Raw genomic sequence first — 24,013 nt, 5'->3', positions numbered from 1 at the left:
TCAGACGATGGTGACGTTCTCAGCCTGCGGACCCTTCGGACCCTGGGTGACGTCGAAGGTCACCGCCTGGCTCTCCTCGAGCGAGCGGAAACCAGTGGCGTTGATAGCGGAGTAGTGGACGAAGACATCAGGGCCTCCGCCGTCCTGGGCAATGAATCCAAAGCCCTTTTCGGCGTTGAACCACTTGACGGTTCCGGTAGCCATTAAGCCCTCCCTGGGCCTGAAAGGGTCGCCCTGCTCCAGAACCTGCATGAATTGTGCATGAAGCCTGAAAACGACGAAAGCCCGCGGTCACATGCTCCGCAGGCTCGTACTGCAAGGGAAACCAAACTGCAACTCCTCGCGAGCCTAGCACGGTGCTTTCACGGCCGGAAGGGCAGAGATCACCCACAGGCAGGACCCTGGGGAGGTCGCATCCCCGACCGCTGGCTCGCACGAACACAGGCGTACCCTCCCTGGAGTGAGCCCTAACCCTCCAAGCCGCCCTCGTGTCGGTCACATCCAGTTTCTCAACTGCCTCCCCCTGTACTGGGGCCTGGCCCGCACGGGCAGCCTGCTGGACCTGGAGCTCAGCAAGGACACCCCGGAAAGGCTCGGGGAGCAGCTGGTGAACGGGGCGCTCGACATCGGCCCGGTGTCCCTCGTGGACTACCTGCGGCACGCCGACGAGCTGGTCGCGCTGCCGGACATCGCCGTGGGCTGCGACGGCCCCGTGATGTCCTGCGTCATCGTCTCCCAGCAGCCGCTCGACCGGCTCGACGGGGCGCGCGTCGCGCTGGGCTCCACCTCACGTACGTCCGTGCGCCTGGCGCGGCTGCTGCTCGCCGAGCGGTACGACGTCACCCCCGACTACTACGTCTGCCCGCCCGACCTCGGCCTGATGATGCAGGAGGCCGAGGCGGCCGTGCTGATCGGCGACGCCGCGCTGCGCGCCTCCCTGCACGACGCGCCCCGGCTCGGCCTGGAGGTGCACGACCTGGGGCGGATGTGGCACGAGTGGACCGGGCTGCCGTTCGTCTTCGCGCTCTGGGGCGTGCGGCGGGACTACCTGCGCGACCGCCCGGAGACCGTGCGCGAGGTGCACGAGGCGTTCCTCGCCTCCCGCGACCTGTCCCTCGACGAGGTCGGCAAGGTCGCGGAACAGGCGGCGCGCTGGGAGACGTTCGGCGTGGACGTGTTGGAGCGTTACTTCACCACGCTGGACTTCCGGCTGGGGCCGCGTCAGCTCGCCGGGGTCGAGGAGTTCGCCCGCCGGATCGGCGACGGCGGGCCCGTGCCCCGGGTGCAGTTGCTCGGCTCCCAGGACCCGGACCGCCCGGCGCGCTGATCGCCGTAGGCTGACGGCCATGGAGCCGCTGTCCCCAGACGATCCCTCCGCGATGGGCCCCTACCGGCTGTTGGGCCGGCTGGGTCGCGGCGGCATGGGCCGGGTGTACCTCGGGCGCAGCGCCGGCGGCCGGACGGTCGCGGTCAAGGTGGTGCACCCGCACTTCGCGGTGGACGAGCGGTTCCGGTCGCGTTTCGCCCGCGAGGTGGCGGCGGCGCGCCGGGTTGGCGGCGCCTGGACCGCCCCCGTGCTGGACGCCGACCCCGACGCGGACCTGCCGTGGGTGGCCACCGGCTACGTGGCGGGCCCCGATCTCCAGCGGGCGGTCGGCGACCACGGTCCGCTGCCCGTGCCGACGGTGCGGGCGCTGGGCGCCGGCCTGGCGGAGGCGCTGGCCGCGGTGCACGCCAGCGGCCTGGTGCACCGCGACGTCAAGCCGTCGAACGTGCTGCTGGCCCTGGACGGGCCGCGGCTGATCGACTTCGGCATCGCGCGGGCCACCGACTCGTCGGCGGTGCTGACCGCCACCGGCGTCGCGGTGGGCTCGCCCGGCTACATGTCGCCCGAGCAGGTGCAGGGACAGCCGACCGGGCAGGCCGGCGACGTCTTCTCCTACGGCGCGGTGCTGGCGTTCGCGGCGAGCGGACGGGAGCCCTTCCCCGGCGACAGCGCGGCGCAGTTGCTGTACCGGGTGGTGCACGAGGAGCCCGACCTGGACCAGGTACCGGCGGGCCCGCTGCGCGAGGTGATCGCCGCGTGCCTGGCCAAGGAGCCGGCCGCGCGGCCCACCCCCGACGAGGCGGCGCGGGCCTGCGCGGACGGTTCGGGCGCGGCCACGCTGATCCGGCCCGGCTGGCTGCCCGCGCCGGTGGTCGAGACGGTCAGCCGCCGCGCCGTGGAGCTCCTGGACGCGGAGGTCTTGCCGACCGGTCCCCCGCCGCCGGCCCCCGGCGGTCCGGCGGTCCCGTCGTCGTCGGCGGCGTCGGCGGACCAGCCCGTCGCGGCCAGCGGAGGGCCTGGGGCGACCGGCTCATCTGATTCGTCCGGGTCATCCGGGTCGTCCGAGTGGATGGCGTCGTCCGCCGCCGTGGCGGCGCCGCCCGGGCCCGGCGCCTCGGGCGCCCAGGGCGCGGGATCGCCGTACGCCTCCCCGCCACCACCCGGCTTCGGCCCGCCGAACCCCGGCTACGGCTATCCGAACCCCGGCCGGGACGCGCCGACGCCCGGCTTCGGCCCGCCACGGCCCGGCGGCGGTCAGCCGGCCGGCGCCAACCCGGCCCCGCCGCTGCCCGGGTACGGCTACCCGCCGCCCGAAGCGCCGGCGCAGGACCGGCCCCACCGCCCGTCCGACCGGCCCTCCGGCGGGCGAAGGCGACGGCTGGGCGCCGTCGTCGCCGCGTTGGTCGCCGTCGCCGCGGTGCTGGCCGCGGGCGCGGTGTTCCTGCCCGGCGACGACGGGGCCGAGGGCGGGAGCGGCGGGCCGACGACGGACCAGTCCACGGAGCCGACAAGGCTCCCCGCCGCCCTTCCCGAGCGCTACGTGGGACGGTGGCAGGGCAACGTCACGATCCCGCCCGGGGTCGACGGCGGCACCATGACCTTCGAGTTGGAGGCCGGCCGGATCGGCGATCGGGTCGGCATCGCCACCAGCACCCTCTTCCTGGGGCTGACCGAATGCGTGGATCGGCTGACGCTGCGCGAGGTGACCGACGAGCAGATCGTCCTCGACGCGCGGATGGACCCCGAGCGGTCCGACCCAACGTTCTGCGCCGGCGGCGACTTCCAGTACGTCGTGCAGACCCGGGGCGAGAACTCCATCCACATCAGCAGCACCCACCCGGACAGCGGCTCCGAGGGCGTCCTCGACCGGCAGTTCTAGCCGCGCGGGCCAGGAGGGCGTCAAGGGGCGGCGCCGAAGGAGACCGCTGGCCCCGCGGGCGGGCAGAGGGCTCCCGCTCGCCGCACCGCGAGCCGGGAGCGCTCGTCGCCCGGCGCGAAGCCGCGATGACGATACCGCGGCCGACGGGCACACCGGCCCCGGCTGCCGGCCGCGCCGGAAAGGCGCTACGCGCTACGCCCGGGCCGTGTCGTCGGCCTCGTCCTCCATCGAGCGGTTGGCGCGCAGGCGCTCCCTGGCCCGGTCCACGTGCGGCACGATCTGCTCGGACATCGCGTCCCGCTGGCGGCGCAGCAGGACGAAGCTGAGCGGGGCCGAGACCACGATGGCCAGCAGCACGATCCACAGCGAGTTGGCCGCGCCGACCGCCTCGGGCAGGGCGCCGACGTACGCGAGCACCGCGATGGCCACGTAGCAGCCGGCGAAGACGCCGAGCCGCATCGCCGTGTACCGGAGTGCCGCGTGCCGCGTCCGGGTGCTGGTGTCGCTCATGCCGGAACCTCCCTCGATAGCCCAGTGAAACACAGGCCGCTCAGTCGCCGTCCAGCGGCAGCCACAGCGTGACGTCGTCGCGCAGATCGTCCTCGGCCACCCGGATCGCGCCGGGCGCGCGGCCCACCTCGGTGTAGCCGCAGGAGGCGTAGAAGCGTTCGAGCCCCATGCCGCCGCGGCAGGTCAGCCGTATCCCGGTGACGCCCGGCATGCCGCGGGCCGCCGACGCGGCCGCGGCCATCAGCTCCCGGCCGGTGCCGCGGCCCTGCCACTCCGGGTGCACCATCACCGTCTTCAGCCACACCCAGTGCCGCATCAGCCGGTGCGCGTTGAGCTCGAAGAACGCGGTGGCCACCGGCCGGCCCGCCTCGCTGAAGCCGACCAGCGGCCGGGTGCCGCCCTCGGCCACGCCGACCAGGTGCTTGCGCAGGTCGGCCGCGACCTCCTCCGGGGTGACCGGCGGCAGGAAGCCGACCGCGCCGCCCGCGTTGACCACCTCGGCCCACAGCACCGCGAGGCCGTCCCGCAGGCGCGGCGTCATCGCCGGGTCCAGCACGTAGCGCAGCCGCCGCCGCGTGATCGCGGTCACGTCACCTCACACCCGCATCGGCTGCGGCGACTCGCGCCGCTCCGGGTCGGGCCCGTCGTACTCGCGCACCACCTCGTAGCGGGTGTTGCGCTCGATCGGGCGGAAGCCGGCGTCCCTGATCAGCTCCAGCAGATCCTCGCGGGTCAGCTTGTCCGGGGTGCCGTAGTTGTCCGCGTCGTGGGTGATCTTGTACTCGACGACCGAGCCGTCCATGTCGTCCGCGCCGTGCTGGAGCGCGAGCTGGGCGGTCTGCACGCCGTGCATCACCCAGAAGACCTTCACGTGCGGCACGTTGTCGAAGAGCAGCCGGGACACCGCGAAGGTGCGCAGCGACTCGGCGCCGGAGGCCATCGTGGTGCGGGCCTGCAGCGTGTTGCGGACCTTGCCGTCCTTCAGGTCCACGAAGTCGTGCTGGTACCGCAGCGGGATGAAGACCTGGAAGCCGCCGGTCTCGTCCTGCAGCTCGCGCAGCCGCAGCACGTGGTCCACCCGGTGCCGGGGCTCCTCGATGTGGCCGTAGAGCATGGTGCACGGGGTCTTCAGGCCCTTCTCGTGCGCCAGCCGGTGGATCCGGGACCAGTCCTCCCAGTGGGTGCGGTGGTCCACGATCTGCTGGCGGATCTCCCAGTCGAAGATCTCCGCGCCGCCGCCGGTCAGCGACTCCAGGCCGGCGTCGATCAGCTCGTCCAGGATCTCCGAGGCCGGCAGCCCCGAGATCGTCTCGAAATGGTGGATCTCGGTCGCGGTGAACGCCTTCAGCGAGACCGCGTCGCCCAGCTCGTCCTTCAGGGCGCGCAGCGAGCGCGGGTAGTACCGCCAGGGCAGCGTGGGGTGCAGGCCGTTGACGATGTGCAGCTCGGTGAGGTTGTCGCCCTCCATGGAGCGGGCCAGCCGCACGGCCTCCTCGATGCGCATCGTGTAGGCGTCCTTCTCGCCCGGCTTGCGCTGGAACGAGCAGTAGGCGCAGGAGGCGGTGCACACGTTCGTCATGTTCAGGTGGCGGTTGACGTTGAAGTACACGACGTCGCCGTTGAGCCTGGTGCGCACCTCGTGCGCCAGGCCGCCGAGCCATGCCAGGTCGTCGGACTCGTACAGCGCGATGCCGTCCTCGCGGCTGAGCCGCTCGCCCGCCCTGACCTTCTGCTCAAGCTCTCGCTGCAGACCCGCGTCCATCCCGCGTCTCGCCTCCCGTTGTGCCTGTGAGCTGAAGGACCAGCCTCGTCGAGCCTACGCCGCCGCGCCGCCGGGCAGTTCGCCGACCCGGTTCTCCCACTTCGTGGACAGCACGATCGTGGTCCTGGTGCGGGAGACGCCCTGGGTGCCGGAGAGCCGCCGGATGGTGCGCTCCAGGCCGTCCACGTCGCTGGCCCTGACCTTCAGCATGTAGGAGTCGTCACCGGCGATGAACCAGCAGTCCTCGATCTCCGTCAGCTCGCGCAGCCGCGCCGCGACCTCCTCGTGGTCCACCGCGTCGGAGAGCTGGATGCCGATCAGCGCGCTGACGCCGAGGCCGAGCGAGCGGGCGTTGACGGTGGCGCGGTACCCGGTGATCACACCGGCCGCCTCCAGCCGGTTGATGCGGTCGGTGACGCTGGGGCCCGAGAGGCCGACGAGGCGGCCGAGCTCGGCGTAGGACGCCCGACCGTTCTCCCGCAGAGCTTGGATGAGCTGCCTGTCCACCGCGTCCATGCGCTGAGCCTTTCCTCGTCCCCGGGTCGTGTGCACAGACGAATCTAAGGCATACGCCATGCACCACCTACGAGTGGTGGGGGTGGTCACCGGGGCGGCCCAGCTCTCCGGTCCACCGGCGGTAGAGGTGGTGCCCCGTCATCCCGGCCGCGTCCAGGGCGCGTCCGGCCACGAAGTCCACCAGATCCTGGATGTGCGTGGCACCGGCGTAGAAGGCGGGCGCGGCGGGCAGCACCACGGCCCCGGACTCGTGCAACGTCACCAGGTGGCGCAGCGTCTGCCCGGTCAGCGGCGTCTCGCGCACCGCCATCACCAGGGGGCGGCGCTCCTTCAGCGTCACCCCGGCCGCGCGCTGCAGCAGGTCCTTGGACAGCCCGAGTGCCACCCCGGCCACGGCGTCGGTGGAGGCCGGCACGATCAGCATGCCGCGGGCCGGGTACGAGCCGGAGGAGGGGCCCGCGGCCAGGTCGCGGGGCGGCCAGTACCGCAGCAGGTCCACGTCGGCGTCGGCGTCGGCGTCGCGGGCGGGGTCGAGGGCGGCGGGCGGCGGGAACGTGTCCGGTTTGCCGTCGGCGCCGCGGGCCAGCCAGGCGCGCAGATCGTCGCGCCAGTGCGCGTCGCGCAGGCCGATGCCGGTCTCGTCGAGCAGGGTCAGCCGGGCGGCCCGGCTGACGATCAGGTCCACGGCCTCGCCCGCGCCGAGGAGCGCGCGCAGCACGGCCGCGGCGTACGGCGTGCCGGACGCGCCGGAGACCCCGACGATCCAGGGGCGTCGTTCGGCGGTCTGGCTGGCTGGCATACCCCGAGGCTAACCCTCGGTCGCGGGCGCGGCTCCGGGTGTCCGTCCGGGTGATCCGGTCACCCTCGTGTCCGCTTTCCCTTCCCGTTCCCGTACATGCGTGCGTACGGCAGCTAACGGGCGGCTTACCGGATTGTGACGCATCGGCCACAGAGTGCGCCCCGACCGCGGGTCGCCGCGCCGGCCGTGGACACTGGTGCTCACCATCCGAACGAGACGACCGAACCGACCGAACCGACCGAACGAGCCGGCCAACCGATCCGCAGTCGAGGAGCGTCCACACCAGCATGAGCCTGTCCCGCGCCCCGCACCCGCGTCTGGCCGCCGCCCTCGGCGCGGCGGGCGCCGCCGTTCTGCTCGTCGTCGGGACCTCGGCCTGTCAGGTCGTGGAGCGCGCACGGGCGGGCGCCGGCGTCGCCGGTGCGGTGGACGAGTTGTTGGCGTGGGAGGCGGTCACCCTGGAGGCCGGCGTCGACGCCTCCGCCGACCAGGTGTACGACTACCTGCTCCGCACCGCGGCCGGCGGATCGGGCGGCGAGGAGCCGTCCAGGGACGACGCCCGGCGGCTGGCGGAGCTCGACCTGACCACGGCGATCGGCGCGCCCGACGGCAGGACGGCGATGCGGGACCTGGAGCCGTACACCTCGCTGAACAGCGCGATGGTGATGTCCTTCGGCGGCGACGACGTGACGGGGCTGAAGAACATCAACGGCGTCCGCTACGCCAGGGCCGACGTGGCCGCCCTGGTCGAGGACGCGCTGCACGGCGACGAGGCGACGGTGGCCGAGGCCGAGCGGTTCGTCCAGGAGGCGAGCCGGGTCCCCGATTCGCTGGCCGTGCCGGGCGCGGCGCTGGCCGGCGACTGGGTGGAGGTCGATCCGTACCGCTACGACGACTACACCGCGGCCCTCGTCGAGGGCGAGTCGCGGGTCGAGCCGGAGACCGCCGAGGCGTTCGCGGGCGCGCTGACCGACGCGGGCGACCTGCTCACGGCGAACTCGCTGTGGGGCTTCGTGGAGGGCCTGGAGTCGGCGCTGCGCGGCGACGCCACGCTGGAGCCGGCGGGCGAGGAGCGCGGCGCCGAGCTGCTGCGCGCCGAGCTGCCGGCGGGTGACGCGTGGCGCGCCCTGGAGCCGCTGCTGACGCTGCTCACCGAGCAGAGCGCGCGGTTCGGCATGCCGCCGCTGGTGGCGGAGCCCGCGGACGACGCCGCGGCCGAGCCGGTGACGGCGGAGCTGACGGTCCGCAACGGGGTGCTGACCGGGATCGCGTTCGACCTGGCGCAGTTCGCGCCGGGCGGGGCGGAGGCCGCGGGCGGGGCGGGGCTGCCGCTGTCCCTGGACCTGACCGGCGGTTCCGCGCTGTCGCTCACCGCGCCGGCCAGCGGCGGGCCGCTGCAGCCCGAGGACCTCACCGTGGCGTTGCTGTACCTGGCCGACCGGGCCGAGGACCAGACCGCCGACCCGGACCGCGCGGACATTCCGGGGCCCATGCAGCCCGGCTCGTAGCCAGGCCGCCACCACCGGGCCTCCAGCGGCGTTCGAGCGCGGTCTCCTACCGTCCGGGCCCATGGTGCATTTCGACGTGATCGCCCCCGCGCTCAACATCAACGACCCAGCCATCCAGGACTACGTGCTCGCCCACTGCACGCCCGCCGACGACGTGCTGCGCGACCTCGCCGACGAGACCGAGCGGGAGTTCGCCAAGTACGCCGTGATGCGGCTCACCGAGGACGAGGGTGCGCTGCTCACCATCCTGACCCGCCTGGTCGGCGCCAAGCAGGCGGTGGAGGTCGGTACCTTCACCGGCTACTCCGCCATCTGCATCGCCCGCGCGCTGCCGCCGGACGGGAAGCTGCTGGCGTGTGACATCAGCGAGGAGTGGACCGACGTGGCCCGCCGCTACTGGGAGCGGGCCGGCGTCGCCGACCGCATCGACCTGCGGCTCGGCCCGGCCGTGGACACCCTGAAGGCGTTGCCCAGGGAGGAGACGATCGACATCGCCTTCATCGACGCGGACAAGTCAGGTTATGCGACGTACTACGAGGAGATCCTCACCCGGATGCGTCCGGGCGGCGTGATCGTGCTGGACAACGTGCTCTGGTTCGGGCGGGTCGTGGACCCGGCCTGCCAGGACCCGGACGACGTCGCCGTTCGCGAGATCAACGACCTGGTCGCCGCCGACCCGCGGGTGGAGTCGGTCATGCTGCCGCTCCGCGACGGCGTGACCATCGCCCGCAAGAAGTAGGCCAGCACGTCCGGTTGTCGCCCCCTCCGCGCCCCGGCGTGCTCCCGCGCGGCGGGGCGAGGCTCGTCCTCCGCCCCGCCGCCACCCGGCGCGTCGGCCCCCCGGCGACTCCTGGGCGCCCCTGGGCGACCCCTGGGAGGCGTCGCGGCCACGGGAGTATGGTCGGTCGGATGGCATCCGCCCGCGCCGGACCGGGTCGCGTGCCTCGGTCCCCCTCCCCGTGCCGGCACGGTGACGCCCATGACCGGTACCTCCCTCGGGTCGTCCTCCGACGCCCCGGGTGTCAGACCCACCGCCCGCTCCGCGGGGGATTCCGCGAGGGATCCCGCGCACGGTTCCGCGAGGGACCGGGAGCGGATCGCCCGGATCCGGCGGCGCCTGGAGCGCCTGATCGGCATCGCGGCGACGGAGGGCAACGCGCTCGTTCCGTTGCGCAACGGAGACGAGATATTCGCGGCCATGCTGGCGAGCATCCGCTCGGCCGAGCACACCGTGGACATGATGACGTTCGTGTACTGGAAGGGCGACATCGCCCGGGAGTTCGCGGAGGCGCTGTCGGACCGGGCGCGGGCCGGGCTGCGGGTGCGGCTGCTGCTCGACGGCTTCGGCAGCCGGCTGATCGAGAAGGACCAGCTCCGGATGATGGACGAGGCGGGCGTGCAGGTCGCCTGGTTCCGGAAGCCGCTGTGGCTCTCGCCGTTCAAGCAGAACCACCGCTGCCACCGCAAGGTGCTCGTCGTCGACGAGCGGATGGCGTTCACCGGCGGCGTCGGGATCGCCGAGGAGTGGTGCGGGGACGCCCGGAACCAGCACGAGTGGCGCGACACCCACGTCCAGCTGCGCGGACCCGCGGTGGACGGGGTCGCCGCGGCGTTCGCGCAGACCTGGGCGGAATGCCACGAGCAGCTCTTCGACGACCGCGACCGGTTCACCGACCAGGGCGTTTCGGGGGACGCGGTGGTGCAGGTGGTGCGCGGCTCGGCCAGCCTCGGCTGGCAGGACATGCAGACGCTGATGCGGGTGGTGATCGAGTCGGCCGAGGAACGCCTCCGGCTGGCCACCGCCTACTTCTCCCCGGACGCCTACTTCGTCGACCTGCTGTGCGCCGCCGCCCGGCGCGGGGTCGAGGTGGAGATCCTGCTGCCGGGCCCGCACATGGACAAGCGGGTGTGCCAGCTCGCCGGGCAGCGCCACTACGAGGAGCTCACCGACTGCGGCGTGCGGATCTTCCAGTACCAGCCGACGATGATGCACGCCAAGGTCGTCACCGTGGACGGCATCGCGGCGCTGATCGGGTCGACCAACTTCAACCGGCGCTCCCTCGATCACGACGAGGAGGTCATGCTCGCCGTGCTGGACCCGGCGTTCACCGCGGTCCTCGACGGCCACTTCGACGAGGACGTCGCGGAGAGCGTGCGGATCCACCGGGCGCGCTGGCGCAGGCGCTCGATCGTGCAGCGGGCCCGGGAGGCGGCGGTCGTCCCCTTCCGCCGCTTCTTGTGAGGGACCGAGCTTGTGACCAACCGAGCCCGCGATCGACCGAACCTGTGATCGACCGACCCGGCGTGATTGTCTGAGCTGTGGGTTAGTGTGGCCAGATGCCGGAGATGCCCGAGGTGGAGGCGTTGCGTGGGTTTCTGGCCGATCAGCTGGTCGGCGGGACCGTGGTGCGCGCGCTGCCCGTCGCGTTCCACGTCCTGAAGACCTACGACCCGCCGCTGGCCGCCGTCGAGGGCCGCACCGTGACCGGGGTGGCCCGGCACGGGAAGTTCCTCGACATCGCCTTCGCCGGCGGGACAGCCGGCGGGCCCGCCGAGGGGGGGCCGCATCTGGTGGTGCACCTGGCCCGCGCCGGGTGGCTGCGCTGGCTGGACGCCGTGCCCAAGGCGCCGCCGCGCCCCGGCGGCAAGGGACCGCTCGCGCTCCGCGTGGTGCTGGCCGGCGACGCGACGGGCGTGGGGGCCCCGGCCGGCTTCGACCTCACCGAGCAGGGCACCCAGAAGCGCCTCGCGGTGTACTGCGTGCGCCACCCCTCGGACGTGCCCGGCGTCGCCCGCCTCGGCCCCGACCCGCTCGATCCGACGCTCACCCCGGCCGCGTTCGCGGCGCTGCTGCGCACCGAGCGGCGGCAGATCAAGGGCGTGCTGCGGGACCAGAGCGTGCTGGCGGGCATAGGCAACGCGTATTCGGACGAGATCCTGCACGCGGCCCGCATGTCGCCGTTCAAGCTGGCGGCCCGGCTGACCGAGGAGGAGGCCGTCGGCCTGCACGCCGCCATGACCGGGACGCTGCGCGAGGCGGTCGAGCGGTCCCGCGGCCTCGCCGCCGGCCGGCTGAAGGCGGAGAAGAAGACCGGCCTGCGGGTGCACGGCCGCGCCGGGCAGCCGTGCCCGGAGTGCGCGGACACGGTCCGCGAGGTGTCGTTCGCCGACTCCGCCCTGCAGTACTGCCCCACCTGCCAGACCGGCGGCAAGCCGCTCGCCGACCGCCGGCTGTCCCGGCTGCTCAGGTAGCGCCCTCGGCGTCGGCGTGCACGTCCACGCCGTGCGACTCGGCGATCTCCAGAAGGCCGCCGGGGAAGCCCTGGCTGACCGCGGTGAACGCCCAGCCCTCGCCGTCGTCGTCGCGGTTCAGCTCGCCCAGGGTCAGCCCGCCGCAGCCCGCCGGCCCTTCGGGGAAGCCGTAGCAGAGCAGCTCCTCGCCGTCGTGCGTGCCGCCGGAGGCGTCGAGCAGCCGGACGTGCGGCGCCCGCACCATCGACATGTCCTGGCCGCGCTCCCGCGCCTCGTGGATGGAGAGGACGAACAGCACCCGGTCGGCCCGGGGGTCCCGCTCCAGCCGGGGCGCCCGCACGGCGAAGAGCGCCTCGGGCTCGGCGCGCACCAGCCGGAGGCCCGCGGCGCCCTGGTCCGGGTTGTTGTAGAAGACGAAGTGCTCGTCGGACAGCACCCGCCCGCGCTCGTCCACCACGAGCGCGCTGGCGTCCACGTCCAGCCCGGGCCCCGCCTGCCAGTCCAGGCCGATGACGAACGAGCCGACCCCGGGCAGCACGTCCTCCAGCCGCATCCGCTGTCCGGTGGCCAGCGGCAGCCGGCCGCCGTCGGGCTGCGGGCAGCTGGCCAGCAGCACCGCCCGCGGGTCCATCCGGGTCGGCTGGTACGCGGTCGCGCCGGTGACCCCGACGACCCCGGCCACCGCCGCATCCGGCGCGTCCAGGGCGGCCCCGGTAACCGGGGCGGCCGGCGCGGCCGGCAGGTTCGGCGCCCGCACGGCCAGCTCGCGCAGCCGCCCCGCGACCTCCTCCGCGGTGCGGGGACGGGTGGCCGGATGCTTCGCCAGCAGCTCGGCGATCAGCTCGTCCCACTCGTGCGGCAGCTCGGGCCGCAGCGTGCTCGGCGGCGGCGCCTCCCGCTCCATCTGCTGCCGCAGCAGTTGGTAGAGCGAGCCGCCGTGGAACGGCGGCCGGCCGGTGGTCAGCGCGTACAGCACGCAGCCCAGCGCGTACAGGTCGCTGCGTGCGTCGACGGTGCCGCCCTCGATCTGCTCCGGTGACATGTAGGCGGGGGTGCCGAGCACCACGCCGGTCGAGGTCAGCCGGGCGTGGTCGCTGGACCCGGCGAGCACCGCGGCGATGCCGAAGTCCAGCACCCGGGCCAGCCCGTCCGGCTCGATGATGACGTTGGCCGGCTTGAGGTCGCGGTGCACCACGCCCGACTCGTGCGCGACGGACAGCGCCCGGCAGATCTGCTCGCCCCAGCGGGCCACCTCGGCCAGCGGCGGCAGCTCCTCGGCCAGCACCTGGTCCAGCGAGCGGCCGAGCAGCCGCTCCATCACCAGGTACAGCACCGGATGGCCGTCGAACGACGCCTCGCCGGCGTCGTGCACGGTGACGATGTACGGGCTGGACAGCCCGGCCAGCAGCTTCGCCTCCCGTTCGAACCGCTCGCGCAGCCGGGGATCGCGGCCGGCGACCGTGCCGGTGCCGAGCCCCGCGCCGACGACCTTCACCGCCACCCGGCGCTCCAGCCGCAGGTCCCGCGCCTCCCAGACGCTCCCCATGCCGCCCTCGCCGATCAGCTGGCCGAGTCGGTACCGGCCGTCCAGCACCTGGTCTTGCATCCCGACGAACCCCCTGCCGCGCCACCGCGAACCGCCAGTCTGTGTCAGGCCAACTCTAAGCCGGACCCGCGGCTGGGCCGAGAGTCGTTGGGGGTACCGCCAGGCCCCGAGGGCGTGGGGGAGGCTCGGGCGGGCGCGTCATCCACAGGTCGGGGCCTTCCTGTGGATACTGTGGATAACTTTGTGGTGCGCCTTAGCCTCGATTGTCAGACCCCCTGGCTACGCTGACCGAAATTCGACAGCTTGCCAGGGGAGTCCACGATGAACACCACCGCGAACCCGTCCGTAGCCCCGCCCGGCACGCCGGTGGAGGCGCAGTTGGAGAAGCACCGGACCGAGCTGACGGGGTACTGCTACCGGATGCTCGGCTCGGCCTTCGAGGCCGAGGACGCCGTGCAGGAGACCCTGGTGCGGGCCTGGAAGTCGTTCGACAAGTTCCAGGGACGCTCCTCGCTCCGCTCCTGGCTGTACCGCATCGCGACGAACGTCTGCCTGACCATGCTGGAGAGCAGCAACCGCCGGGCCCGCCCGATGGACCTGTCCTCGCCGGTGCCGTCCCCCTCGTCGATGACGCTGAAGCCGCCGCTGCCGGAGACGGCGTGGGTGGAGCCGATGCCCGACCGGCGGATGCTGCCGGCCGACCCGGCCGAGCAGGCGGAGACGCGCGAGTCGGTGCGGCTGGCGCTGATCGCCGCGCTCCAGCACCTGCCGCCCCGGCAGCGTGCCGTGCTGATCCTGCGCGAGGTGCTGGCCTGGCGGGCGAGCGAGGTGGCCGAGCTGCTCGACACCAGCGTCGCCTCGGTGAACAGCGCGCTCCAGCGCGCCCGTGCCACCCTGGCGGCCACGGGTCTCAACGACGCCGACGGCGACGGCGTGAGCGCCGCCGGCCCCGGCGTGGAGCACGCGGCGCTGACCGACGAGCACAAGGAGCTGCTCTCCCGGTACCTCGACGCCTTCGAGCGGTATGACATGGACTCCCTGACCACCCTGCTGCACGAGGACGCCACGCTGTCCATGCCGCCGTACGCGATGTGGTTCCGCGGCCCGCAGGCCATCCGGGACTGGATGCTGGGGCTGGGCATCGAGTGCGAGGGCTCGCGTCTCATACCGACGTGGGCCAACGGCGCGCCGGCCTTCGGTCAGTACCGACCCGACCCGAACGGCGGGCACACCGCGTGGGCGCTCCAGGTGATCGAGATATCGGGCGACCGCATCTCGGGGCTCAACTCGTTCCTGGACACCGCGCGGCTCTTCCCGCTGTTCGACCTGCCGCCGCGGCTCGACGCCTGAGCGACCACCGGCTCACCTGCCCCACTGGTTCCGATGGTCCCAGTGCTCCCACAGGTCGGGGCGGTCCGCGCACTCCGGCCCCGCCCGCTGTTCCCGTCGTTCCCGCTGTTCCTGCTGTCTCTGGTGTTCCTGCCGCTCCTGGAGGAGGTGGCCGAGGCCGACCCACTCGACCAGCTGCCGCAGCCGTCCGTGCATATGCGAGAACCGCACGGGCCGATCGGCGGCGAGCCGTATCCGCGCCAGCAGATCCAGAGCCGCGGCGTCGCCCGGGCCCAGATCGGCCACGTCTACGACGAGGGTGCCGCCGGGTTCCGAACGCTCCAGCTGCTCCTTCAGACGCTCGCACACCCCGGGTACGTCCGCGCGTTCGACGGGGCCCCACACCACGAACACGACCTCTCGCCGCGTCACCGTCATCACCTCCCACCCTCTTCTGACCGCTCGACGCCGCGTAACTCATCGGACGCGGCGCCGCGAACGCTCGGGGGTCGGTCCTCGGGGCGGTCGTCGGGTGCGGTCATCGGGCCGCTCAGGGAAGGCTTTTGACCCACCGTCCCCATTCCGGCTGCCGGTGGTAGCCGCGGGCGGACCAGGCGCCGTGGGCGAGTTCGTTGTGGTGCAGCACCATCGCGTCGGCGCGGCGCCCGCCGAGCCGGGCGAACCGCCGCTCCGCGGCGTCCAGCAGCGCGGTGGCCACGCCCTGCCGCCGGTGCGCGGGCGCGACCGCGAGCCGGTAGAGATGACAGCGCCAGCCGTCGAAGCCGGCGATGACCGTGCCGACCAGCTCGGCCGTTTCGGCGCCGTCCCCGTCGAGGGACGCGCGCTCGGCGAGCAGCAGGGCCTCCGGATCGCGCGTCACCAGGCCGAGCACCCCGGCCGGGTCGTCGCTGACGGACACCCCCTCGGCGGCGTCCCGCCAGAACCCGAGGACGGTCGCCACGTCCGCCGGCCGCGCGGCCCTGATCCGCGGGCCCTGACCTTTGTCGTCGTCTGTCATGCGGCCATCCCATCACCCGGTCGGCGCGGCAGGCCACGGCATTCGTGCTGGCGGAACCGACTCAGCCGGGCGGCCCGGGCGGCGGCACCGCCTCGGGGAGCGCGGGCAGGACGCGCCCGCGAACCTCGCCGAAGCCGATCCTCGCGCCGCCGGGCCCCGGCGCGGACGCGGTGATGACGACCTCGTCGCCGTCCTGGAGGAAGGTCCGCTCGGAGCCGTCGGGCAGCTTGAGCGGCTCCGCGCCGTTCCAGGACAGCTCGATGAGCGAGCCGCGCTGGTCGCGTTCGGGACCGCTGACCGTGCCGGAGGCGAACAGGTCGCCGGCCCGCAGCCGGGCCCCGTTCGCCGTCAGGTGCGCCAGCTGCTGTGCCGCCGTCCAGTACAGGCCGGCGAACGGGGGCCGCGAGACGACGTGCCCGTTGAGCGACACGGTCAGATCCAGGTCCAGGCCCCAGGGTTGGTCCGCGCCGGGCGCGGAGTCGTCGAGGTACGGCAGCGGGCGCGGGTCGCGGGGCGGGGGCGCGACCCGGGCGTGCCGGAGCGCGGCGAGCGGCACGATCCACGGCGAGACCGAGGTGGCGAAGGACTTGCCGAGGAACGGCCCGAGCGGCACGTACTCCCACGCCTGGAGGTCGCGGGCCGACCAGTCGTTGACCAGGCAGACGCCGAAGACGTGCCGCTCCGCGTCGGCCAGCGGCACCGGCCGCCCCTGCTCGGTGGGCGCGCCGACCACGAAGCCCACCTCGGCTTCGAAGTCCAGCCGGCGCGAGGGGCCGTGGCTGATGGCGTCGTCCGGCGCGCGGCGCTGTCCGCGCGGCCGCACCACCGGCGTCCCCGAGACCACGACGGTGCCCGCCCGCCCGTGGTAGCCGATGGGCATGTGGCGCCAGTTGGGGGTGAGCGGGTCGCCGCCCGGCCGCAGGATCCGGCCCAGGTTGGTGGCGTGCTGCTCGCTGGCGTAGAAGTCGACGTAGTCGGCGACCGTGAACGGCAGCCGCGGCCGGGCCGCCGCGGCCGGCACCAGCAGCGGCTGGACGGTGGCCCGGTGCCGCTCGTCCACCAGCCATTCGGTCACCGCGGCGCGCACCCGCGCCCAGGTCTCTGGCCCCGTGCCGAGCAGCCCGTCCAGGGTTCCGTCGGCGAACAGCGCCGCGTGTTCGGGGAGCAGGGCGGCCGTGGCGGCGGTCACGTCGAGCACCCGCTCGCCCACGGCCACCCCGACTCGGGGCCGGCCGGCGTCGGGCGTGGTGAAGCTGCCGTAGGGCAGGGTCTGCAGGCCGAACGGGTGGTCGGCCGCCAGGCCCAGCCAACCGGCCGGCACCGGGGCGGGCGGCGGGGGCGGCGGCGCCTCGGGGCGCGGCGGCACGGCCGGCTGGGGGGATGCCGTCGTCATCGGCCGCCCCCGTCCCCGGGGCCGGCCGCCGGCCCGCCGGCCCAGGTCCAGGCGTAGCCGCCGTCGTCCGACTCGACGCCGCCCTCGCCGAGCTCCAGCGGCCGGAAGGTGTCCACCATCACCGCGAGTTCGTCGAAGAACTCGGCGCCCAGGGACCGCTCCACGGCGCCCGGCTGCGGCCCGTGGGCGTGCCCGCCCGGGTGCAGGCTGACGGAGCCCTGGCCGATGCCCGAACCGCGGCGCGCCTCGTAGTCGCCGCCGCAGTAGAACATCACCTCGTCGGAGTCGACGTTGGAGTGGTAGTACGGCACCGGCACCGCCAGCGGGTGGTAGTCGACCTTGCGCGGCACGAAGTTGCAGATGACGAAGTTGCCGCCCTCGAAGACCTGGTGCACCGGGGGCGGCTGGTGCACCCGCCCGGTGACGGGCTCGAAGTCGGCGATGTTGAAGGCGTACGGGTAGAGGCAGCCGTCCCAGCCGACCACGTCGAAGGGGTGGGTGGGGTAGACGTAGCGGGTGCCGGCGATGCCGCCGTTCCCGGCCCGCGAGGAACGGTGCTTGACCAGCACCTCGACGTCGGTCGCCGGTTCGGCGAGCAGCGGTTCCGCGGGCCCGCGCAGGTCGCGTTCGCAGTAGGGGGCGTGCTCCAGCAGCTGCCCGTACCGGGAGAGGTAGCGCTTCGGCGGGGCGATGTGCGAGTTGGCCTCGACGACGTAGGCACGCAGCGGCTCGGGGCCGGTCGGCAGCCAGCGGTGCGTGGTGCCGCGGGGCAGCAGCACATAGTCGCCCTGGACCGCCTCCAGCACGCCGAAGACCGTCTCCACGGTCGCCGAGCCCGACTCCAGGTACACGCACTCGTCGCCGATCGCGTTGCGGTACAGCGGGCTGGGCGCGCCGGCCATGGCGTAGTTGATGCGGACGTCGGCGTTGCCCAACACCAGCCGACGGCCGGTCACCACGTCGAGCCGCTTGGCCTCGGTCTCGTCGAACAGTTCGGGCAGCCGCAGGTGTCGGGGCGTCAGCGGGGCGTTCGGCGTGGTGTCCAGATCGCCCGGGTGCCACGGCGTGGCGGCGGCGATCGCGGACGGCACGCCGGTGTGGTAGAGCAGCGAGGAGTCCGACGAGAAGCCCTCCTCGCCCATCAACTCCTCGTAGTACAGGCCGCCGTCGGGGCGGCGGTGCTGGGTGTGTCGCTTCGGGGGGATGTCGCCCACCCGCCGGTAGTACGGCATGGTGTTCCTCCGGTCGATGCGCTCTCGATGCGGTCGCCGTGTCAGAAGTTGCCGCGCTTGGCCTGTTCCCGCTCGATGGCCTCGAACAGCGCCTTGAAGTTGCCGATGCCGAAGCCGAGCGAACCGTGCCGCTCGATGAACTCGAAGAAGACGGTGGGCCGGTCGCCGATCGGCTTGGTGAAGATCTGCAGCAGGTAGCCGTCCTCGTCGCGGTCCACGAGGACGCCGCGGCGGCGGAGCTCCTCAATGGGGACCCGCACCTCGCCGATGCGGGCCCGGAGTTCGGGGTCCTCGTAGTAGGAGTCGGGGGTCGACAGGAACTCGACACCCTTGGCCCTGAGGGTGTCCACGGTGCCGAGGATGTCGTTGGTGGCCAGCGCGAGGTGCTGCACGCCGGGGCTGTCGTAGAAGTCGAGGTACTCGTCGATCTGCGAGCGTTTCCTGCCGATCGCCGGCTCGTTGAGCGGGAACTTGACGCGGTGGTTGCCGCTGGCCACGACCTTGCTCATCAGCGCCGAGTACTCGGTGGCGATGTCCTCGCCGACGAACTCGGCCATGTTCGTGAAGCCCATGACGCGGCGGTAGAAGGCCACCCACTCGTCCATCCGGCCCAGTTCGACGTTGCCCACGGCGTGGTCGAGCGCCTGGAACAGCCGCCGCGGCTCGCCGGCCGCCTTCACGTAGCCGGAGCCGCGGGCGACGTAGCCCGGCAGGTAGGGCCCGGTGTAGCGGGAGCGCTCGACGAGGCTGTGCCGGGTCTCGCCGTAGGTGGCGATCGCGGCCAGCCGAACGGTGCCGTGCTCGTCCGACACGTCGTGCGGCTCCTCGACGATCCGCGCCCCCTGCGCCCGGGCGTGCGCAACGCAGCGGTCCACGTCGGGCACCTCGAGCGCGATGTCGACCACGCCGTCGCCGTGCCTGCGGTGGTGGTCGAGCAGCGCGCCCTGGGGGTCGATGCCGCCCTTGAGCACGAAGCGGACGGCGCCCGAGCGCAGCACGTACGCGTGATGGTCCCGGTTGCCGGTCTCCGGGCCCGAGTAGGCGACCAGCTCCATGCCGAAGACGTGCTGGTAGAAGAGCGCGGCCTGGGTGGCGTTGCCGACCGACCAGACCACAGCGTCCCAGCCGGTGACGGGGAACGGGTCGCTCGCCGCGTCGTACTCGACGAGGCCGACGAGCTGGCGCAGTTGGTCGGGGGAGAGCTCGGCCAGCCGCTCCTGGTTGGTGAGGGTCACGTCAGTGGACACGATGCGGACCTCCAGACCGTCTCGGTACTGGTCAACCAGGACACCGCGCGGCCCGATGTCTGCGCAACAGACGCGTTCTATGCTGGTCCCACTGCCCAGAATGGCGAGCAGAGGCGCTCCCGAGCTGGACAGATCGACCACTTCCCAGGACGCGCCACCCCACCACCCCCCACCGGTCCGGACCCGGGTGCCGACGTCGGAGAGGCGACGCGATGGAGCTCGACGCGCTGGACGTGGACCTGCTGGCCGCGCTCACCGCCGGCCGGCGGGCGGGGATGCTGGAGCTGTCGCGGACGTTGGGCGTCGCCCGCGGCACCGTGCAGGCCAGGCTGGAGCGGCTGGAGCGGGCCGGCGTCGTCACCGGCTACGGCCCCGACGTCAACGTGGCGGCGGCCGGTTTCCCGGTGCAGGCGTTCGTCACCCTGGAGATCGCCCAGGGCGCGCTGGCCGACGTGGCGGCCGAGCTGGCGGCGCTGCCCGCGGTGCTGGAGGCGTACGCGACGACCGGCTCCGCCGACGTGCTGTGCCGGCTGGCCGCGTCCTCGCACGAGGACCTCCAGCTGACCCTGCTGAAGCTGGCCCGGGCGGGCGGGGTGGCCCGCTCGACGAGCGTCATCGTGCTGTCCGTGGTCGTCGCGCCGCGCACGCTGCCGCTGCTGGCGGAGAGCCCACGCCGCGGACCCCGCCGGGCCCCGGCCTACCGCGAGGCGTCGGGCCCGGCACCGGACGACGGCCGCTGACCGCTCAGACGCGCACCCACTGGACGGGCGAGGCCCGATCCACCGACACGGCCGCGCAGAGCTTCGGCACGCGCGAGCCGTCGGACGAGACAACCTTCGCGCTTCCCGCCACCCCTGCGGCGGTCGCCACGACCAGCGAGTCGACCACGCACTCGTGCCCGTCGAGCCCTGTCGCCTCCAGCAGTTCGGCCGCCAGGTCAGCGACCGGTTCCGTCACGGGAACGACGGTCAACCGCGACCGCAGCCAGCGAAGCCGCTGGGCCGCCTGACCGGCACGCCGCACCTCGGCGATGGTCACCGCGCTGATCGCGGGCGCGTAGCCGTCCTGTCGAGCGATCTCGATCAGGGACATCATCGCGCGGTCGTTGTCGGCCAGCAGCGAGAGGGGCTGCGCGTCGAGGACGCACCACGGGCCGGGAGAGACGCCCTCCCGCATCACTCGCCTCGCCACGCTCGCCTCGCCGCATCGAGATCCTCGGGTGCCAGAGAGCCGAACTCACGTTCGTGTTCGGCCACGATCTCCTGCGCCTTGAGCAGGGCCAGCCAGTGCTCGGCAGCGGCGTCTATGAACCGGGAGAAGCCACGAGCCCCGGCGCGCTCCTCGATCTCCTGGGCGAGCGAGCGCCGCAGAGTGACCGACTTCTTGACGGTCGTCTCGCCCTGTTCGGTGCCGCGGGTCACGGAGTGCATGGCCATACGACCATTATGCCACCATGAGTAGGATTACAGCGCGCGTCAGCCGATCGCCTTGGCGTGCGAGGCCGCCAGGGCGAGGTAGTGCTCGGCGTTCAGCCGGACGCGGGCGAGCTCCTCCTCGTTCAGCTCGCGGCGGATCTTCCCCGGTACCCCGGCGACGAGCGAGCCCGGCGGGATCTCGGTGCCCTCCAGCACGACCGTGCCGGCCGCGATGAGGCTGCCGGCGCCGATGCGGCAGCCGTTGAGCAGGACGGCGCCCATGCCGACCAGCACCTCGTCGCCGACCGTGCAGCCGTGCAGCACGGCCCGGTGCCCGACGCTGACGCCCTCGCCGACCACGGTCGGGATGCCGTAGTCGGTGTGCACCACGCAGCCGTCCTGGATGTTGCTGCGGGCGCCGAGCGCGATGCGGTCCATGTCGCCGCGCATCACGGTGCCGTACCAGACGCTGGCCCGCGGGCCGATCTCGACCTTGCCCACCAGCGTCACGCCGGGCGCCACCCAGGCCTCGTCGTGCACGGCGGGCCGCACCCCGTCGAACTCCACGATGGTCTGTTCCTGCCCCTGCGCCGCGCCGCTGCTCGTCATGGCTCCATCATGCAGGCCCCGGCGCGAGCGCCGGTAAGCCGGGGGCGTACGCCATCCGGGCGTACGCCGTCCGGCGGAATCAGGAGACCACGCGCCGTCACGGCCCGTCGCTCCGGGTAGTCCCCGCATACCTTGCGGGCCGGGGTCCCCTCACCCCTCGACAACCCTGGAGGCCAGATGGCTGACCACACGGCGGAGCACGGTGCGCGGAGGCGCGGATACCGCGAAGGGCTGGGCGGCGAGTTGCTCGCCGAGTTCCTCGGCACCATGGTCCTGCTCCTGCTGGGCTGCGGCTCGGTGGCCGTCGCCGTCGTCGGACTGCCGGAGTCGGGGCGCCAGGGGGGCGCCTTCGGACCCTCGAACTGGCTGATCATCTCCTGGGGATGGGGCCTCGGCGTGGTCTTCGGCGTCTACGTGGCCGGCGGCATCAGCGGCGCCCACATCAACCCCGCGGTGACCCTGGCCCTCGCGGTCCGGCGCGCCTTCTCGTGGGGCAAGGTGCTGCCGTACTGGGGCGCGCAGCTGCTGGGCGCCTTCACCGCGGCGGTGATCGTCTTCGTCAGCTACAGCTGGGCGATCGACGCGTTCAACGACCGGGCTGGGTTCGACCGGAAGGAGTCGCTGGAGACCTTCTCGATCTTCGCCACCTTCCCGGCCCAGTACTTCGGCGACTCCTGGTGGGGCCCGTTGCTCGACCAGATCATCGGCACGGCGATCCTGCTGCTGCTGATCTGCGCGCTCCTCGACACCCGCAACACCGCGCCGGCCGCGAACCTGGGCCCGTTCCTCACCGGCCTGATCGTCGTCGCGATCGGCCTCACCTGGGGCACGAACGCCGGTTACGCGATCAATCCGGCCCGCGACTTCGGGCCGCGCCTGTTCACGTTCTTCGCCGGCTGGGGCGATATCGCACTGCCCGGGCACTTCGGCTGGTTCGACCACTACTGGTGGATCCCGATCATCGGCCCGCTGATCGGCGCGGTGATCGGCGTGCTGGTGTACGACCTGCTGATCAGCCCGGTCACCAAGGCGAGGAGCGCGCCACCCGAGGAGGGCCGCACGCCCACGCCCGTTCAGGACTGAGCCGCCCCGGGACGGATGAACGTTCGGTAAGGATTCCCGGCGACGTCTTGGCCGCCGGGCCGGCCCCGGCTACCGTCACCGCGACCACACAGCGACACACACGCGTTCCACGCCGGGAGGGGAGCCCGGCGGGAGGGGGGTCACGGTTGTGGGCGACTTCCGCGATGCCGATCCCGACCAGCTGGACGAGCTGGCCGCCCGGCTCTGGCCGCGCCACGACAGCGTCTACCACCGGCTCGTGGCCGCCTATCGCCGCGCCGCGGAACTGGGCGTCTCCGCCGAGTTGACGCCGCTCCGGCCGATGCTGGAATGGCTGACCAACGCCACCCCGCAACTGCGCGAGGCGGCACGGATCCTGCGGAGCCGACCGGAGCGGGCGGGCGGCTGGGAGTGGCGCGCGGTGGGCTCGGACAGCGCGGACGCGGTCGTCGCGCTGTCCGGCAAGCCCGACCTGCGTCCCGACGACCTGGCGACGCTCCGCGACCTGCTGGCCGACCACGCCGACGACCCCGACTTCGCCGGCTGCCTCGTCGACCGGATGGGCGTCGCGGAGTTCCTGCGCCTGTGCGAACGGGTCAACGCCGCCGCTGCCGCCACCGCGGAACCGGCCACGGCGGCGGGCGCGCTGCACGCACTCACCACGACCACCCTGGCCAGCGCGTTCGCCGTGCCCGCCGGCACGCGGTTCGGCTCGCCGGCGTACCGGCGGTGGACCCGGGAGACGGCGCAGGGCCGGCGACTGCGGGCCCGGCTGGCGGCCTTCGCCGAGGCCGACGCACTACGTGCCCCCGACGACGCGCCCGCCAGTGCGTTCTGGCACCTCACGCTCCTGGCCGTCCGCGCGAGCGCCCGCGCCGCCCTGCCCCGCCCCCGGCGCGAGCGCTGACCGACGCCGCGCGTCGGTGATGCGGGAGGCCGCCGGGTGTCGGCGGCACGCGACCAGGCGTTCGCGCCGTCGGCAGGGGACGCGTGACACCCGCGGTTCCGCCGCGGTTCCGGTTCGGCGTCAGACCAGCCGGAGGCAGGAAATGTGCCACTTTCGCACCCAAAGCTGAGTACCGTCTAGGTCGAGCACCCGCGCTCTCACGGAGGGGAATCATGTCGGACGTCACATGGCAGAAATCCAGCTACAGCAGCGGCGACGCCACAGGCAACTGCCTGGAACTCGCCCGCACCGGGGAGGGCCTCATACGCCTCCGGGAGAGCGAGGACCCAAACCGGGTCATCATCACCACTCCCCCACGCCTGGCCTCCCTCCTCCATCACCTCAGATGACCCTGTCCGCTCAACGGACCGGCTCGGTGGAGTGCGCGCACGTCGAACAACGACCCACCGCGCTCCACCGGCATCCCGCGCGCTCCCGGCGTGGTGGCACGCCGAGTTGAGTACGCCCCTCCCCGACGGCTCCTCCCGCACGACCGTCAGGCGCCCCCTGTCGACAACGACCACCGTCGGGGACTTCGGCGACGGGGTCTTCCGGGACCTGGAGCGGCTGCGCCCCGGCGACCGGATCGAGGCGCGCCTGGAGAACGGCGACGTCGCCGAGTTCGTCGTCACCGACGTACAGACGGTCGCCAAGGCGGACTTC

26 protein-coding genes and 1 pseudogene are annotated in these 24,013 nt (G+C 73.2%); 12 read left to right on the top strand and 15 right to left on the bottom strand.

The features are described 5' to 3' along the window. Positions 1–204, bottom strand: a complete 204-nt coding sequence (locus ABGB06_RS35625; protein ID WP_347598445.1) for a cold-shock protein — start codon at positions 202–204, stop codon at positions 1–3. 256 nt (positions 205–460) lie between these two features. Here ABGB06_RS35625 and ABGB06_RS35620 point away from each other — a divergent pair, with 256 nt between their 5' ends. Next, positions 461–1,327, top strand: coding sequence for a menaquinone biosynthesis protein (locus ABGB06_RS35620; protein WP_347598442.1), 867 nt, complete (start codon positions 461–463; stop codon positions 1,325–1,327). 19 nt (positions 1,328–1,346) lie between these two features. Then, positions 1,347–3,206 (top strand): serine/threonine-protein kinase, encoded by a 1,860-nt coding sequence (locus ABGB06_RS35615; protein WP_347598439.1) that lies wholly within the window; start codon positions 1,347–1,349, stop codon positions 3,204–3,206. Between the two features lie 192 nt (positions 3,207–3,398). Here the strand turns inward: ABGB06_RS35615 and ABGB06_RS35610 are convergent, their stop codons facing one another. From ABGB06_RS35610 to ABGB06_RS35590, 5 genes are all read right to left on the bottom strand, one after another. Beyond that, positions 3,399–3,716, bottom strand: a complete 318-nt coding sequence (locus ABGB06_RS35610) for a DUF4229 domain-containing protein (RefSeq protein WP_347598436.1) — start codon at positions 3,714–3,716, stop codon at positions 3,399–3,401. Between the two features lie 40 nt (positions 3,717–3,756). Continuing rightward, entirely contained in the window at positions 3,757–4,257 is a 501-nt protein-coding gene (locus ABGB06_RS35605) for a GNAT family N-acetyltransferase (RefSeq protein ID WP_347598629.1), read from the bottom strand. Between the two features lie 54 nt (positions 4,258–4,311). Next, on the bottom strand, positions 4,312–5,478 hold the full coding sequence (gene mqnE / locus ABGB06_RS35600; protein ID WP_347598433.1) for an aminofutalosine synthase MqnE: 1,167 nt from the start codon (positions 5,476–5,478) through the stop codon (positions 4,312–4,314). Between the two features lie 54 nt (positions 5,479–5,532). Further along, the gene (locus ABGB06_RS35595; RefSeq protein WP_347598430.1) at positions 5,533–5,994 is read right to left on the bottom strand and encodes an Lrp/AsnC family transcriptional regulator; all 462 of its coding nucleotides are present in this window, start codon (positions 5,992–5,994) and stop codon (positions 5,533–5,535) included. 67 nt (positions 5,995–6,061) lie between these two features. After that, the gene (locus ABGB06_RS35590; protein ID WP_347598427.1) at positions 6,062–6,793 is read right to left on the bottom strand and encodes a UbiX family flavin prenyltransferase; all 732 of its coding nucleotides are present in this window, start codon (positions 6,791–6,793) and stop codon (positions 6,062–6,064) included. Positions 6,794–7,080: 287 nt separating this feature from the next. On the opposite strand from ABGB06_RS35590, the gene ABGB06_RS35585 reads away from it, so the two are divergent. The 4 genes from ABGB06_RS35585 (at position 7,081) to ABGB06_RS35570 (ending at position 11,553) form a co-directional block, all read left to right on the top strand. Then, on the top strand, positions 7,081–8,301 hold the full coding sequence (locus tag ABGB06_RS35585; protein WP_347598424.1) for a hypothetical protein: 1,221 nt from the start codon (positions 7,081–7,083) through the stop codon (positions 8,299–8,301). A 61-nt stretch (positions 8,302–8,362) separates the two neighbouring features. Continuing rightward, positions 8,363–9,040, top strand: coding sequence for a class I SAM-dependent methyltransferase (locus tag ABGB06_RS35580; protein WP_347598421.1), 678 nt, complete (start codon positions 8,363–8,365; stop codon positions 9,038–9,040). A gap of 240 nt (positions 9,041–9,280) precedes the next feature. Beyond that, complete coding sequence (locus ABGB06_RS35575; RefSeq protein WP_347598418.1) at positions 9,281–10,543, top strand: phospholipase D-like domain-containing protein; 1,263 nt, start codon at positions 9,281–9,283, stop codon at positions 10,541–10,543. Between the two features lie 95 nt (positions 10,544–10,638). After that, positions 10,639–11,553, top strand: a complete 915-nt coding sequence (locus ABGB06_RS35570) for a DNA-formamidopyrimidine glycosylase family protein (protein ID WP_347598415.1) — start codon at positions 10,639–10,641, stop codon at positions 11,551–11,553. On the opposite strand, the gene ABGB06_RS35565 is transcribed toward ABGB06_RS35570, so the two are convergent. Beyond that, a complete protein-coding gene (locus ABGB06_RS35565; protein WP_347598412.1) occupies positions 11,546–13,159 on the bottom strand; it encodes a TerD family protein in 1,614 nt (537 codons plus the stop codon). The genes ABGB06_RS35570 and ABGB06_RS35565 overlap by 8 nt on opposite strands. Positions 13,160–13,420: 261 nt before the next feature. On the opposite strand from ABGB06_RS35565, the gene ABGB06_RS35560 reads away from it, so the two are divergent. Further along, a complete protein-coding gene (locus ABGB06_RS35560; RefSeq protein WP_347598409.1) occupies positions 13,421–14,449 on the top strand; it encodes a sigma-70 family RNA polymerase sigma factor in 1,029 nt (342 codons plus the stop codon). A 12-nt stretch (positions 14,450–14,461) separates the two neighbouring features. On the opposite strand, the gene ABGB06_RS35555 is transcribed toward ABGB06_RS35560, so the two are convergent. The 5 genes from ABGB06_RS35555 to hppD all read right to left on the bottom strand — a co-directional run bounded on the left by ABGB06_RS35555 (position 14,462) and on the right by hppD (position 19,258). Then, positions 14,462–14,860 carry an STAS domain-containing protein gene (locus ABGB06_RS35555; RefSeq protein WP_347598407.1) on the bottom strand — a complete coding sequence of 133 codons (399 nt, stop codon included), beginning with the start codon at positions 14,858–14,860 and terminating at the stop codon, positions 14,462–14,464. A gap of 118 nt (positions 14,861–14,978) precedes the next feature. Beyond that, on the bottom strand, positions 14,979–15,446 hold the full coding sequence (locus tag ABGB06_RS35550; protein ID WP_347598404.1) for a GNAT family N-acetyltransferase: 468 nt from the start codon (positions 15,444–15,446) through the stop codon (positions 14,979–14,981). A 61-nt stretch (positions 15,447–15,507) separates the two neighbouring features. After that, positions 15,508–16,839 (bottom strand): fumarylacetoacetase, encoded by a 1,332-nt coding sequence (gene fahA, locus ABGB06_RS35545; protein ID WP_347598402.1) that lies wholly within the window; start codon positions 16,837–16,839, stop codon positions 15,508–15,510. Continuing rightward, a complete protein-coding gene (locus ABGB06_RS35540; RefSeq protein WP_347598399.1) occupies positions 16,836–18,071 on the bottom strand; it encodes a homogentisate 1,2-dioxygenase in 1,236 nt (411 codons plus the stop codon). Before ABGB06_RS35540 ends, fahA begins: the two co-directional genes overlap by 4 nt. Before the next feature lie 41 nt (positions 18,072–18,112). After that, positions 18,113–19,258, bottom strand: coding sequence for a 4-hydroxyphenylpyruvate dioxygenase (gene hppD / locus ABGB06_RS35535; RefSeq protein ID WP_347598626.1), 1,146 nt, complete (start codon positions 19,256–19,258; stop codon positions 18,113–18,115). A 272-nt stretch (positions 19,259–19,530) separates the two neighbouring features. Here hppD and ABGB06_RS35530 point away from each other — a divergent pair, with 272 nt between their 5' ends. Beyond that, a complete protein-coding gene (locus tag ABGB06_RS35530; protein ID WP_347598396.1) occupies positions 19,531–20,058 on the top strand; it encodes an Lrp/AsnC family transcriptional regulator in 528 nt (175 codons plus the stop codon). A 4-nt stretch (positions 20,059–20,062) separates the two neighbouring features. On the opposite strand, the gene ABGB06_RS35525 is transcribed toward ABGB06_RS35530, so the two are convergent. The 3 genes from ABGB06_RS35525 to ABGB06_RS35515 are packed head-to-tail and all read right to left on the bottom strand — an operon-like array spanning position 20,063 to position 21,342. Next, positions 20,063–20,509: a DNA-binding protein gene (locus ABGB06_RS35525; protein ID WP_347598393.1), complete on the bottom strand. Its 447-nt coding sequence runs from the start codon at positions 20,507–20,509 to the stop codon at positions 20,063–20,065. Beyond that, positions 20,494–20,754, bottom strand: coding sequence for a hypothetical protein (locus ABGB06_RS35520; protein WP_347598390.1), 261 nt, complete (start codon positions 20,752–20,754; stop codon positions 20,494–20,496). Before ABGB06_RS35520 ends, ABGB06_RS35525 begins: the two co-directional genes overlap by 16 nt. A gap of 39 nt (positions 20,755–20,793) precedes the next feature. Beyond that, entirely contained in the window at positions 20,794–21,342 is a 549-nt protein-coding gene (locus tag ABGB06_RS35515) for a gamma carbonic anhydrase family protein (RefSeq protein WP_347598387.1), read from the bottom strand. 177 nt (positions 21,343–21,519) lie between these two features. Here ABGB06_RS35515 and ABGB06_RS35510 point away from each other — a divergent pair, with 177 nt between their 5' ends. From ABGB06_RS35510 to ABGB06_RS35495, 4 genes and pseudogenes are all read left to right on the top strand, one after another. Further along, on the top strand, positions 21,520–22,425 hold the full coding sequence (locus ABGB06_RS35510; RefSeq protein WP_347598384.1) for an MIP/aquaporin family protein: 906 nt from the start codon (positions 21,520–21,522) through the stop codon (positions 22,423–22,425). A gap of 148 nt (positions 22,426–22,573) precedes the next feature. Further along, positions 22,574–23,311 (top strand): hypothetical protein, encoded by a 738-nt coding sequence (locus ABGB06_RS35505; RefSeq protein ID WP_347598381.1) that lies wholly within the window; start codon positions 22,574–22,576, stop codon positions 23,309–23,311. Positions 23,312–23,523: 212 nt separating this feature from the next. Beyond that, a complete protein-coding gene (locus ABGB06_RS35500) occupies positions 23,524–23,700 on the top strand; it encodes a DUF397 domain-containing protein (protein WP_347598378.1) in 177 nt (58 codons plus the stop codon). Between the two features lie 172 nt (positions 23,701–23,872). Then, positions 23,873–24,013, top strand: a pseudogene (locus ABGB06_RS35495) (class F sortase); the annotation flags it as partial.

Origin of the sequence: Streptomyces sp. B6B3 (assembly GCF_039871525.1) — a bacterium.
Classification (GTDB): domain Bacteria; phylum Actinomycetota; class Actinomycetes; order Streptomycetales; family Streptomycetaceae; genus Streptomyces.
Note: the sequence above shows the minus strand (reverse complement) of the source record. Positions and strands in the feature narration are given on the sequence as shown.